Annotated in this window: 11 protein-coding genes and 1 pseudogene; 9 read left to right on the forward strand and 3 right to left on the reverse strand. The window is 60.8% G+C overall.

The window, feature by feature from the left end; genetic code table 11:
- Nucleotides 1-139: 139 nt before the first annotated feature.
- From N1F91_RS12820 to N1F91_RS12835, 4 genes and pseudogenes are all read left to right on the forward strand, one after another.
- Nucleotides 140-379: pseudogene (locus N1F91_RS12820) on the forward strand (DNA methyltransferase); the annotation flags it as partial.
- 213 nt (nucleotides 380-592) lie between these two features.
- Nucleotides 593-1852: a hypothetical protein gene (locus N1F91_RS12825; protein ID WP_289992822.1), complete on the forward strand. Its 1260-nt coding sequence runs from the start codon at nucleotides 593-595 to the stop codon at nucleotides 1850-1852.
- A gap of 552 nt (nucleotides 1853-2404) precedes the next feature.
- Nucleotides 2405-2956 (forward strand): hypothetical protein, encoded by a 552-nt coding sequence (locus N1F91_RS12830; RefSeq protein WP_289992637.1) that lies wholly within the window; start codon nucleotides 2405-2407, stop codon nucleotides 2954-2956.
- Between the two features lie 4 nt (nucleotides 2957-2960).
- A complete protein-coding gene (locus N1F91_RS12835; protein ID WP_289992639.1) occupies nucleotides 2961-4976 on the forward strand; it encodes a UvrD-helicase domain-containing protein in 2016 nt (671 codons plus the stop codon).
- Between the two features lie 159 nt (nucleotides 4977-5135).
- Here the strand turns inward: N1F91_RS12835 and N1F91_RS12840 are convergent, their stop codons facing one another.
- The 3 genes from N1F91_RS12840 to N1F91_RS12850 form a co-directional block, all read right to left on the reverse strand.
- A complete protein-coding gene (locus tag N1F91_RS12840) occupies nucleotides 5136-5357 on the reverse strand; it encodes a hypothetical protein (RefSeq protein ID WP_289992641.1) in 222 nt (73 codons plus the stop codon).
- Nucleotides 5357-5803 (reverse strand): hypothetical protein, encoded by a 447-nt coding sequence (locus N1F91_RS12845; RefSeq protein WP_289992644.1) that lies wholly within the window; start codon nucleotides 5801-5803, stop codon nucleotides 5357-5359. Before N1F91_RS12845 ends, N1F91_RS12840 begins: the two co-directional genes overlap by 1 nt.
- Before the next feature lie 111 nt (nucleotides 5804-5914).
- The gene (locus N1F91_RS12850; protein WP_289992647.1) at nucleotides 5915-6439 is read right to left on the reverse strand and encodes a hypothetical protein; all 525 of its coding nucleotides are present in this window, start codon (nucleotides 6437-6439) and stop codon (nucleotides 5915-5917) included.
- Nucleotides 6440-7101: 662 nt separating this feature from the next.
- Between N1F91_RS12850 and N1F91_RS12855 the strand changes: the two genes are divergently transcribed.
- The 5 genes from N1F91_RS12855 to N1F91_RS12875 all read left to right on the forward strand — a co-directional run bounded on the left by N1F91_RS12855 (nucleotide 7102) and on the right by N1F91_RS12875 (nucleotide 12773).
- Complete coding sequence (locus N1F91_RS12855; RefSeq protein WP_289992648.1) at nucleotides 7102-8265, forward strand: PAN domain-containing protein; 1164 nt, start codon at nucleotides 7102-7104, stop codon at nucleotides 8263-8265.
- Nucleotides 8266-8816: 551 nt separating this feature from the next.
- A complete protein-coding gene (locus tag N1F91_RS12860; RefSeq protein WP_289992650.1) occupies nucleotides 8817-9890 on the forward strand; it encodes a hypothetical protein in 1074 nt (357 codons plus the stop codon).
- A 332-nt stretch (nucleotides 9891-10222) separates the two neighbouring features.
- Nucleotides 10223-10888: a hypothetical protein gene (locus N1F91_RS12865; RefSeq protein WP_289992652.1), complete on the forward strand. Its 666-nt coding sequence runs from the start codon at nucleotides 10223-10225 to the stop codon at nucleotides 10886-10888.
- 116 nt (nucleotides 10889-11004) lie between these two features.
- The gene (locus N1F91_RS12870) at nucleotides 11005-11598 is read left to right on the forward strand and encodes a hypothetical protein (protein ID WP_289992654.1); all 594 of its coding nucleotides are present in this window, start codon (nucleotides 11005-11007) and stop codon (nucleotides 11596-11598) included.
- 182 nt (nucleotides 11599-11780) lie between these two features.
- Complete coding sequence (locus N1F91_RS12875; RefSeq protein ID WP_289992655.1) at nucleotides 11781-12773, forward strand: hypothetical protein; 993 nt, start codon at nucleotides 11781-11783, stop codon at nucleotides 12771-12773.
- Nucleotides 12774-13175: the final 402 nt, after the last annotated feature.

Raw genomic sequence — 13175 nt, forward strand, 5'->3', positions numbered from 1 at the left:
TCAACCTCCAGCGCGTTCTACAAGTCCAGACCCACCCGCGGTGAAAGAGACGCCTCGACCGCCCGCGTACCATCGACCGGCGTCATCCGCGAAAGCGAACTCATGAATAAGACGGGTTAGCCCGCGCACCAAAAAGAGAATGTATCGCAGATACTTCAGCGACTACGCAGTCTTCGCTACTAACAATTCTTGGCAGGATGTCCGTGGCGCTTTGTCAAAGGTGTATGTAGTTCAGACTTCAGACGTGATCGTTCAGCGCTGCTTACTGATGGCAACCGATCCTGGCGACTTGGTGCTCGACCCGACCTGCGGCTCGGGCACGACTGCTCATGTCGCCGAGCAGTGGGGCCGGCGCTGGATCACCATCGACACCTCACGTGTCGCGCTAGCCCTCGCCCGCGCGCGAATAATGGGCGCAAAATTTCCGTGGTATTTGCTCGCCGACAGCCCGGAGGGGCAGAAGAAACAAGCGGAAGTGACGCGCTCGGCTCCTTCCATGCAACCCACACATGGCGATATCCGCCACGGTTTCGTCTATGAGCGTTTACCTCATATAATGCTTGGAGACATTGCTCGGAATACAGAAATCGACGTGATCTGGGAGGAGACTCAGCCGGCGGTGGAGGGTGCGTGCGCCGCGCTGAACGCCGCGCTCGTTGGGCACAAGGCGCCGTTCAAGGTCGAGACCGGCGGCCGCACCGGCAAGATGGTCGACTTCACCGCCTCCGGCACTGTCACGCTGCCCTCCGGCGAGGAGGCGCCCGCTAACGGCTTCATGGAATGGGAGATCCCGCGCAAGGCGCCTGACGGCTGGCCGGCCGCGGCGAAGGCTGCGCTTGAGACCTTCTGGAAAGCTCGCATCAACAGGCAGAAGGAAATCGACGCCTCGATCGCGGCGCGCGCCGAGTTCGAGAACCTCTACGACAAGCCCTACGAGGACAAGAAGCGCATCCGCGTCGCCGGTCCATTCACGGTCGAGAGCCTGTCGCCGCACTCGATCTCGCCCGTCGACGAACATGGCGAACTGATCGACCAGATCAATGCTGCGGAGGGGCTGCACCTGCCCGGCGAGCGCGAGGCGGAGAACTATCGCAAGGCGATCATGGAGAACCTGGCCAAGGCCGGCGTTCATCAGCAGGACAAGAAGGACGCCATCCGCTTCGACACGCTGGCGCCATGGCCGGGCGAGTGGATCGGCGCCGAGGGACGCTACCGAGAGGGCGAGGGCGAGGATGCCGTCGAGCGCCGCGCCGGCATCTTCATCGGTCCGGAATACGGCACCGTCAGCCGCGCCGATCTTGTCGCCTGCGCGAAGGAGGCCGGCGACTTCGGCATGGACATCGTCATCGCCTGCGCCTTCAATTTCGAGGCCCATGCGCAGGAATTCCACCGGCTCGGCCGCGTGCCGATCCTGCACGCGCGCATGAACGCCGACCTGCACATGGCCGGCGACCTCAAGGCCGGCGGCGGCAATCTCTTCGTCGTCTTCGGGGAGCCCGACATCGAGCTGCGGCAGGAAGGCGACCGCTACCGCGTCGAGCTCAAGGGCGTCGACATCTTCCGCCCGGCGACCGGGACGGTGGAAACCTCCGAGCCAGACGACATCGCCTGCTGGTTCATCGACACCGACTATTCCGGCGAGAGCTTCTTCGTGCGCCAGGCCTACTTCCCCGGCGCCGAGGTGCCCTACAAGGCGCTGCGCTCGACGCTGAAGGCCGACATCGACGAGGAAGCCTGGGACAGCCTCAAACGCACAGTTTCACGCCCGTTCGCGCGGCCGAAGAGCGGGCGGATCGCGGTTAAGGTGATCAACCATCTCGGGGACGAGGTGATGAAGGTGCTATCTATATAAGCGGGATATAAAACTATAGTAATGAAAATCACGAGCGGTTGGAGCCTTGAATGGCGAATGAATATAATGAAAATAATCGAATAGATCTGAGTAGAAGCCGGGAGACGACTGGTGGGTCGGGGTCATAACCACTCCCACGACTGTGGATGCGAATGGTGCACAAGCACGTGGGCGAATGTCCGGATCGATCGTGATGCGGTCAAGCACTCTTTAGCGCGGGCGGACGCACTTCGACTGCTTCGCGAATGCAGGGCGTCACAGGGCCATGCAGCCTGCTTCGTCAACCCCAATGCGCAGTGTCCTGTTTGCGGCGTCGCTGTTTTCTTCTATCAGAACGAGCATGGCAGCCGCGTCTACTTTGATCAGTTGGGACCGCCGTGGCCCAAGCACCCGTGCACAGACCTTGCGCGAGACCGAACGCCGACCGCCCGAGCGCCTCGTCCGTTAGCGCGTCTACGAGGAGAGCGTATTGAACTGCTCGGAGCGGCGCGGCTAGCCGGCAAGTATGATGAATCTCGCGTCGATGCTTCTGGCTACCCGATCGACTGGCAGATGGTAGAGATCCTCGGGATTGAACGAAGCGCTATTCGCACTTCGGTTAAAGGGCGGCTGCTTCAGAAAGTCGGATCAGATCACATAGTCTATATCACTATTGAAGAGGACGTTTCATACCTCAAAATTGGTGACGTTTTCAGCGCGTGCTTCAGCCATGTGAGCTTCTTTGACATCAAGTCCTTCGGCGCCAGGACGGTTGCGGTGACGTGGTATCGTGACGAGCGCTGGAGCCAACCGATCGCCGTGACGAAACATCTCATTCGGGATGTCCCGAACGATACCTCGAGGGGCTCGCCTGCTCGTCGAGAGGTTCTTGGCAGCACGAAACTTATTCGGCGCGAGCATGCTCCGAAATGGTTGAAACAGGCGCTCGAGAAGCGGCGCAACAAGCGCCAGCGGAAGAGCGAAAAGAAGAAGACTATCGTCCGTGCTCAGCCGCCACGGATCTTGGAGTCCATTGCCCCACCACCAGAAGGCGACATCGATAAGGAGAAGATGATCGAGATGTTGTCGAAGCGATTCCGGATCACGACGCGAAAAGAGGAATGACGGCATGACGGTGCTTATTGCAACGTCGTTCACAAAGTCGCTCGGCAAGCTAACCGGCCAGGAGCAAGCGGCGGTGAAGGTCACCGTCTTCGACATCCAGCACAACCCTGACAGCCCCGGCCTGTCGCTGCATCGCATCGACCGCTGCCCCGATCCTGACTTCTGGTCCGCGCGCGTCAGCCAGGACATTCGGATCGTGCTCCACAAGCGCGCTGGCAACACGCTCTTCGCCTATGTCGGCCATCATGACGACGCCTACCAGTGGGCGCAGCGCCGGCGCCTAGACGAGCATCCAACCACCGGCGCCGCGCAGATCGTCGAGATCCGCGAAACCGTCGAGGAAGTCATCGTCCGTCGCTACGTCGAACAGGCCGAGCAGAAGCCTTCGCTGTTCGCATCCGAGGACGACCAGACGCTGCTGAGCTGGGGCGTCCCTCAGGACTGGCTGGAGACGGTGCGCCAGGCGACCGACGATACGGTCCTCGACATTGCCGGCCACCTGCCCGACGAGGCGCAGGAGGCCCTGCTTGCGGCCGCGGTAGGTGAACGGCCCGTGGTGCGCCTCGCCACCGGCGACGAGGCCGGCTACAGCCATCCGGACGCCCGGCGCCGGTTCCTGCTCGTCCATGACGACGCCGAGCTCGCCGCCGCGCTCGATGCGCCGTGGGAGGATTGGGCGATCTTCCTTCATCCAGCCCAGCGCGAATTCGTCGAGCGCGATTTCAACGGCCCGGCGCGCGTGATCGGCTCGGCCGGGACGGGCAAGACCGTCGTGGCGCTGCATCGCGCCGTGCGCCTGGCAGCGGAGGACGAAGCGCACAAGGTGCTGCTCACGACCTTTTCGCCGGACCTCGCGGACGGCCTGGCCGGCAAGATCGAGCGACTGACGAAGGGGCGGCCAGAGGTTGGTGGTCGCATCGTCGTCGGCACGCTCGGTATCATCGCGCGGCGGCTGGCCGGAGAGGTCGTCGGCGCCATCGAGATCGTCGGTGACGAGGAGATCGCCGACATGCTGGTCCGCGCAGCGGCGGCGGAAGGCACCACCATCGACGCCGGCTTCCTCCTCGACGAGTGGCAACTGATCGTCGACGCATGGGACGTCCGTGACGAGGAGACCTATCGCGAACTGCCAAGGCTTGGCCGCAAGGTCCGCATGGCCACCTCGCGACGGGACGAGCTCTGGCGCATCTTCGCGCGCGTTCGAAGCGAGCTTGATGCCGCCGGCCGGATAACGGAGGCTGGCCTGATGCACCGCCTGGCGCGCGAGATGAAAGCGCCGCCGTTCACACATGTCGTCATCGACGAGGCGCAGGACATCTCCGCACCGGAGCTCCACCTGGTCGCGGCCATAGTAGGTGCGCGGCCGAACGGGTTGTTCTTCGCCGGCGATATCGGCCAGCGGATATTTCGCTCGCCCTTCCCGTGGAAGGCGGCCGGCGTCGAGATCCAAGGCCGCTCCAGGAGCCTCAAGGTAAATTACCGCACCTCCCACCAGATCCGGGCCAAGTCGGATCTGCTCTTGCCCCCGCGGCTGCTCGAAGCAGACGGAGGAGAGGATCGACGTCTCGGCGTCTCCTCGATTTTCAACGGCCCGCCGCCAGAGATCCACATCTTCCAGTCACCGGAGGCAGAGGGCGCCGCTGTCGGCACCTGGCTGAAGGCCTGCCTGGACGAGTCGATGGATCCCTCGACGATCGCCGTCCTGGTGCGCTCCATGGCCGAACTGCCGCGGGCACGCGCCGCTGTGGCTGCTGCCGGTGGAGCGGAAGTCAAGCTTGGCCTGATGCATGACGCCAAGGGCCGGGAGTATCGCGCGGTCGCGGTGATGGCCTGCGACGCTGACGTGATCCCCAGCGAGGGACGTCTCCGCGGCGCGACCGACGAGCGGGCGCTCAAGGAGATCTTCGACACCGAACGACACCTGCTCTACGTCGCCGCCACGCGAGCGCGCGAGAAGCTCTGGCTGTCCGGATGCTCGCCGGCGTCGGAGTTTCTCGAGGATCTGGTGGTGGACGGGTGAGTGTAGCGGGACGTGGGGCCTAATGATGGGTCTCTGATGAGGAGCCATTCTTCTGCGGATTTTACCAAGTATACGCCGGCGGCCATCAGCGTCATCAGAAGAGGCAAGCCCGCCAAGTCTCCTTGGCGGGTCTCTCGGTTGTCGATGCGCCGGACGTCGTTACTCACCGCCCTGGAGCACGATTGCAACAATGTAATCAGCAAGGTCGTAGGCGTCGATGCCCGGTCCCTTCAGTGCTTCTGTTATAAGCTCTGCAACATTGATGATAAGATAGGTGTTATCATCGTTCTTCAGCGGCTCATATGGATAGATTCCTCCTTTTGCCTCCTTTTTCAACGTAGAAGTTGCAAAAAATTCCTTTGGATTTTCGGGGAAAGCCATCAGATCAACTCCCGAGTCATGTTGGACCCAACGCCTTCGTCAGAATTCGGCCAGTTTGCCGGCCGCAGTTCGTAGCGAGGTTCGTCATCCATCCAGACATCACTCTCGTCATCACACTCCACCGAGCGACGTGACTGGAGTCTACGGAAAGTCCCAGCAACTTCCTTAAGCTCCTGAAGAAAATCGGAGACTAGATCGACCATGCTCTCCATTTCATCGGCTGGATCCTCGCATTCGGTAAGGCTGCCGATCCAGTAGATCAGATTATCCGAAACGTCCGTGAAGCCCGCTTGGCCCATCAGATTATCGAGCGGGTATTGCGTAGCTCCTACCTCGGAGCTGAACGGGTCGCTATGGTTGTAGCCAAACCGGACAAACTCACTGAAGAGTTCCTTTTCCGAGATGCTGGCTTCGGCAACGCTCGACGTGTTAGGATCAAAAGTCATCGCGTCATCTCCAATGGTTGCGATGGTGGCAGGGTCCGCCTGCCCGGTCGTCCCGCCCCGGCTGCACTGTGATTGGCGTCTCGATGCAGCCGGGGTATCTATCGTCGGTCGCTATTGGTCATTGACCATCCATTCAGGCATAGCGAACCGCTTTTCCTTCTTCAGGCGATCCCGAAGTTTGTTAAGTTTCACCATCTCGGCGACTGCCTTCTTGCGTTCGGACGGATCAAGAAGATCCGCCTTTTCCAGGCGAGCGAGCTCGGCTTCGACGTGCTCCAGCTTGTATTGGTTCAGCCGGCGCGCAAGCGCGGTGCCGGCCTCGATCAGGTTCCAGACCATGTGCTCAGCCCTGCCCACCGACCCGGTGAAGTGGTCGTAGTAGCCCTCACTTGCGCCCCACTCATCGTAGGGCCGCGCGATGTCCGCCGAGCCGCTGTCGTCGGTGAACGCCTCGAACTTGAGGCCGCTCACCCCGAGCGGGAACTCGACCTCCTGCCAGTAGGCGGAGTCAGAACTTCCCATCCATTTATGAAAGGGGGCCGCGAGATACGGGCGTGTCGCGTCGGGGCTGTTTTTGGCCTCTTCACGCTTCCTGTCGCGATATCGACGCTGTTTCTCGGCCGGGGTCAAAGCCATGTCTCGTCTCCTTCCAATTGGGAGAAACGGTTATGCGTTACCGTGGCTAGTTTGTCAAACACAATCTTCGATTGACGATGAGAAATGCTGCTCCGAACGAACGGAAACGGGAACCAAAGCCCGCGGAGCTTCTCGGCGCTCTCAGCCGCCAAGCCACCGGCAGGACAGTCGCGGCCAGATAGGCGGTGAGGGTCACATCGGAAGGGACCTTCTGCTCCGTCCAGCTTCTTGGCGCGCATCAAAGCCATGGCGTGTTCCTCTCTTCATGCTGCATGGTTATAGGTATGCGTTGCCGTTACCAGTTCAAGTGCCGATTGCGATTGAGCGCGATTTTTTTGTGCGGCTCCGCGCGGCAAGCGAGAATCAAGTGCCGAAGCCCCCGTGCCTGGCGAGTCCTCATCGGCAAGCCGCACGGTGGAGTGAGCAAGATTTAGCCGGACTAGGCTCACGGGAGCTGAAGGGGCACGCGCTTCCCATCACCGCGATGTTGCTCCGTGGGAGCCTCCACCCATCGATAGTCGCGACCGCCAAGTTGTATCTGCGCTGACGAAGCCCTTGCTCAACTCGGCAAACCCACGTTGAATGAAAGCCAGATTAGAGGGGCGTGCGTGGGGATCAGATCAGTAACTTTGTCGGCGATAATGGCGTGCGGACTGTGGCTGGTGGTCCAGTCTGCCGCGTCTGCCTCCCAGATCTTTGGCCCGTTCATGGTCAGCGACGGGCCGGAATCCGCAATCGTCTTGAACGGCGAGATCGACCTCAGCGCGGCCCTGAACTTCCGCCGTGCCCTCTCAGCCGCACCAGGCGCCCGGGTGCTGGTCCTGAACAGCCCCGGCGGTTTGGTGCAGACCGGCCTGCTGATCGCCGACGACGTCCATGAGCGAGGCATCGCAACATACATTCCAGCCGACGCCAGGTGCTACTCGGCCTGCGCCTTCATATTTCTGGCGGGTCGGGAACGTCGCGCCGATGGAGCTCTGGGCGTGCATCAGATTTCCGCTTCAACGCCAGATCTTGAGGGTGCCCAAGTCGCGATTTCCGACATCATCGAGCTGCTCAGCCGGTTCGGCACGCCGCCCGAGGTGCTCACCGCGATGTTCCGAACTTCGGCCGACGACATGCATGTCTTCTCGCCCGATGAAGTCGACCGGTTCATCAACCGCGGCACGGTCGGCGCAGTCGCGGAGCTGCCGGAAAGGACTGGCCAAGACGTCGGAGGCTCGCTGCCTTCTGCCGGCGTATTGCCGCAGGGCTCGCTAGGCGACCTCGCCGAGCTGGTGAAGCAGCCGGCGAGGCTCGCGATGTATTCCGGCCTCGACTTCTTCGGTGCCGACATCGCTGTAGAGACGACACCTGACGTCGGCGCCTGCGCGGTGCGTTGCCTTGAGCGGAATGGCGAGTGCCAGGCATTCACGTTCAACGTCAGCCCAGAGGCCAGGCAAGGCCCCAACTGCTTCCTCAAGGCCGAGCGTGGCCAGTTGGACGGCAACTCCGTTGCTCTGTCCGGCTTGGTTCTGGCGAGGGGGCAGGGCGCACCAGAGGCCTTCCGTGTCGGTGTCATCGATCCCAAGGAGGGCACCTTCAACGACGTTGATCTGCCCGGCGGTGATCTCTCGTCCTTGCCACATCCTGCGGCCGACACACCGCTCGCTTGCCGTCTGGCATGTGTGCAGAATGAAGCCTGCGGGGCCTACACCTTCGTGCGCGCCAAGAAGCAGTGCTGGTTGAAGCGTCAGCCGGGGACGCCAAGATTCGCCCGAGACATGCTGAGCGGCCTGAAGACGGTGCTGTCGTTTGAGCCGGCCAGGGTGATCGCGCTCGATTGACGGCTTCACTTCGGACGCGGCAGCTCGCGCAGATCTGCAGTCTGTTCTTCCGGGAGATCGATCGGCAGAATGAAAGAGATCTCTGGCTCGACGTTGCCTGGAGCCTCAGCTTCTCGTCCCATTGCGCGCGGAGTGTGGCATACCCCAATCCCTCAGCCTTCGCCGGATAACGCGAGGAACAAGGTAAGCGTCACGCTGCCCCAGAAGAGGAGCGAAAACGTGATCTCAATGAGTGGGTTGCCCTTCTGTCGCGCTGACACCGCTACGTTGCCAGGCTTTGCGAAGTAATACCGCCACCAGAGGATAACTGCACCAGGCGCCCGGAAAAGAAGCCACAGCAAGCCACGACCTGAGTGGCGCTTTTCTGCGCCGTCCATTGTCGACGACTTGACGTCTCTACCTCTGTGGAATTTTTGCCGCGACACTGATTCCTCCCATCCAGCCACCGCCTTCCCATGCATTTCGGAACAAGGTATTGGCAAGTAGGCGGAGGGTGTAGCTGCGCGCTACCAAACTCGCACCGCAGCATCTTCAAATTGCTCAGGACGGGAATGATCTCCCCAATCCGCTGGACCCTGACGTTCCTGACTGCCGGATCACTCGTGATGACGGCAGGCACGGTGCTGCCGCAGGCGTATATGGTGGGCCGCGTCCTGTTGGATTGGTCTGACGCCCATGAAGTCGCAGTCTACAGGTTGTCGCGCCTAGGACCGGACGATTACGAATCGGCCATTGAAGACGCGTTGGAGGCCAGGGACTTCGAGGTAGCCGCAAGCATGGTTGCCCTCGCCCGGCAACATCAAGTCGAGTTGCGAAGCGATCTGGTTGAAAGCGTCGAGGCGGGAGATGACAGCACCGCGTTGGAAACGGCGTCAGATGCCTGGGACGGGTTCATATCTGGAGAGGCTTCGAATGAAGCGGCTCTCAGCGGTGCGATTGCGGCGGATCTTCTCGGTTACGGCGACATCCGAGACCTAACTGTTCAAGCCAAGGCCTACATGGCTGGCGAGCCAACGGACCAGGTCACGCTGATGGTTTCCTCCGCGGGTCTCGTCCTAACCGGCGCGACAATCTTCTCCCTCGGCGGCGCTTCGCCCGTCACGGTCTCCGCCAAGGCCGGGCTTAGCACCATCAAAGTTGCACAGCGAACGGGGAAACTCTCCGCAGGTCTAGTCGACGACATCGCAATTCTCGCGCGCAATTCAATCGACAAGGAAGCGCTCGATGTTCTTGGGCGGGCATCCACGCGCTTTGACGTGCGCGCAATGCTGGCGGCGGCCAAAGCGCTCGTGAAGCCCGATACCGTCAACAAATTGTCCGATCTGGGGAAGGATGTCTCGGCGATCGGTCAGAACGGCGGCTATCGAGGGGTCTTGCGCGTTCTGGACCGAGCAGACAGTCTGGAGGATGTTAATCAGGCAGCAAGGCTATCCGAAAGATTTGGAAGGGGGTCTCTCGCCGCCTTGCATTTCACAGGCAAGTTATCTCTCAAACTGGGCTCGATAATTTATCACCTGCTCGGCTGGCTTCTAAGTTTGCTTGTCTGGGTGCTTGGAGCGTTTTGGCTGCTGGTTCGGTTTGGACTGTGGACGAGCCGGTCGATCAAGGTTGCGCTCGCCGGTTAGCCGCGCGTGGCATTCCCGCAGCAAGATCCCTCCCGGGGTGCCGTCCGGCCCGCGTTTCGGTAGAGCGCGGTGCGACGCCGTCGCCATGATGATCGGATGCTGCAGTTTCGTGTCGCCGGCGGATGTCATCGCTGCTTGTCGATCTTCCGTTTCCTCGCGATCTGGGCCACTTCGGCGCCTGGCCGCCTGGGAAGCCCGCTGGCACGCGCCGACCTCTGCGCGCTGTTGGGTAGCAGAATGGGCGCCACCTCCATCCAGTGAACCTCCCTGAGGCCCCAGGGCATCATGCTGCCTGGCAAGACGCTCGTATCATCCGGCGGTTGGACCACGGCGTGCAAGAGCTGATTTCCCCGCATGCGAGGCCGACGCGCAAATGCCTGGTCGACGTTCCGGACATGGAGCGGCCAATCTACCATTCCAAGCCCCTTGACGATCGTAACGGTAACGCCTACATGAAGGCTGTCACCGAGGATCATGCCATGGCTTTAACGCCCGCCGAGAAACAGCGCCGCTATCGCAAACGGAAGCGAGAGAAGGAGAAAAATAGATCTGACGCAACACACGACTTCCTGTTGCAGCCGTTCTTCGAATGGATGGGCAATGGTGGACGTTGGGAAGACATCACCTTTCCCCTCGGAGTGGCCGGGTTCGAGTTCCTGCCTTTTTGGGACGACACTGGCGGAAAGGAGATCGCTCGGAAGTTCGATGAGTGGGGAGCCGACGAAGGCTACTACGATGATTTTGGTGGATCCGTGGGTCGGGGCGAACTTCTGGTGTCATGCCTCTTGGACGCGGCGACGGGACTGGCATCCCGCCTCAACCAATACAAGCTTGAACAGATTGAATACAGGATCGCCGAACTAGAGAAGGCCGACCTTGCCCATCCGGTGGATCGCAAGAAGGCGCTTGCTGACATTGTGCGGCTTTCAAGAATCCGAGATCGCCTGCGCAAGGAGAAGCGCTGGTCTCTGCGGGAATGGACCGTCAAGGAGGTCTAGCCTGTGAACGAATTCTCCCGGCCGTGCCTTGATTGGCGTCGTGTCACGACCGGGAGAGTAGCTGCGGCAGGCGGCTTTGCCTGCCAATCAACGCCCCGAAGGGCAAGGAGACTATAGTGCAGAACTTCACCGAGACCAACATTCCGGACGTCATTAACAATCGCGACACCGCGTCCATTGACTACCTCGGCGCCAGGTATTCGCACGAGACGACCAGCCGAAAGGGCTTCCGATCCTACATCGCCGATGTCCTTGGCGGACGTGGGCATCGTGGCCTCACCTTTAGGGCACCCTACGAGGTTATCGAGTATTTCAATACTCCGGCAGGTTTGATCGTGTTCGGGCATCGAGGTTATCTCCACAATGAGCAGGTGGACGGGATCCATCCCGCCTCTATCACCAATAGTATCGATAGGCCGCAAAATATCTCGGAACCGTTCTGCTGCGCGGATGATCAATGTCCGGCCTACAACGTTCATTACATGACCCGGAAGTCCCAAGGGATCATGCTCATGGAGGCTTGGCCCGATGGTCGGCCGGCCTACGAGATCTCCCCTGAGAACTTGTTCAAGATCGACGTCGATAGCGGTGGATTCTATTCGCTCGAAGCCTTCAAGACCCCGCTCGGTCCGATCGTTGCAGTGTTCGAGCCTTCGGGTATCGTCCATGTCATCCGGCCCGAGAACACCGCGATTGCCGCACGCCTATAGGGTGCCCAGCAGGATCCCTTCTCGCCAAAAAGCCTGATAAAATTGGCCTGCTCGTAGACCCCTTCGAACACAATTCGTTGGCGAGGTGTTCCTCGCTGACGAAACGTCATCCCCCCCCCCCCCCCTCAACTCAGACAAGGAGAGCGGACCAGCTCCGCCGACGCAACCCCATGCTCAGGTCCATGACACCGACGACCAAACGACTGGACTCGATCGTTCAGACAGCCTGCTGGTTTCCGACCCAAACGCTGGCGATCGAGGCGGATCTCGTATCCATCAAATGGTTCGAATACCGCTTTATGTCGCCGCTCGACGCGACCCTTCGCTTCGCCCGCCTCTACCGTGAAATCTACCAGCAAAAGTTCGCCAGCAATATCGACAGGGATCAGGCCAGGAACGTGGTCGGATCAGATCCGAAGCGCTTCAGTAAGGATCCACGCGAGCGGACGCAGCTGTGGATGGCGCGCGTGAGGGCTGACGTTGTCGGGATGCGCTACGAGGACTACATCGACTTCTCTTTCGACTTCGCCTTGAGGCGCGGCCATGTGCGGAAGAAGCTGCCTCGTCCGAACCAGTTACATCATGGCGACGCCGCACACGACTATTGGGTGGCTTATCGGCTCAAGAGATGGGAAGAACTGGTGCGCGACGGAATCGCTTCCGTGGACAACATGACCTGCTACCGCGTGGAGAATCGAAAAGGGTTCCCGGCTCAGATGGCGTTTCGCGACTTTGCCGTCGAACGCATTCTCACCACCGGTTCAAGCCTTGCCCAGGCGATCGAGGTATATTGCCTCCAGAATGGCCAGCTGTGCCGCGCCGACTTAGAGGGGCGTTTCGATCCCGAACTTGTTGAGCAGCAATGGGCGCTAGCGGATTCGTCCGTGCGCAACGGTCGAGTGACACCGACGGTCGCACCCCGGCTCACTCAGGTCGACCTGTTGCCAAGTTGTTTTGGCCTGCCCGGCGCGCCCGAGGTTGATCGTCCAGTGTGCGTCAGTTGTCCTGCCTCTGATAAGTGCCTCCAAATCTCGTCCCGCGTCCGCGAGAAGGTGAAGGAGCGTATGGGGAGCGAAACGCCGGTGGAGGACGCAAGGCGTAAGAAGACGGCTGAACGTGTCCGCGCATGGAGGGCTAAACAGAAGAGGGCAGCCGCACCCACGTCGTCTGCCTAGAAGTTTAGGATAGTCAGCCGGGGCGTCGGCTCATCGTCCGGACGCTTGGGCGCTCAGTGGTAGCCTCCGAACAGCCTCAAGCGTGTAACGGGTTCCAATGCCTCTTTCTTCTTCTTACCTTTAAGAAAGACTAACAGTATTGGAAGACGTTACACGTCAGATGGCTCTGTATCGCCCGGGTGGACGTTTCTATCGTCCGATTCAAGGATGTCTCCGGGTGAATGTGGGCCGTCGTGTTGTAGGTGGTTCGTGAACGGCAGCGGAGGAGGAGGAGGTTGGCGGAAGGCATCCGGCCGCGTTTCCTGTTCCGCAGACACGCCGCTCCGGATGTGGCGTGAGGCAGCTGTTCCGGGTTTTGCACTCGACCCGTTCGTGCGCGCTCTTCTACAGCCTGTGTGCGTA

This window comes from Aquibium sp. ELW1220 (assembly GCF_030398385.1).
Lineage (GTDB): Bacteria > Pseudomonadota > Alphaproteobacteria > Rhizobiales > Rhizobiaceae > Aquibium.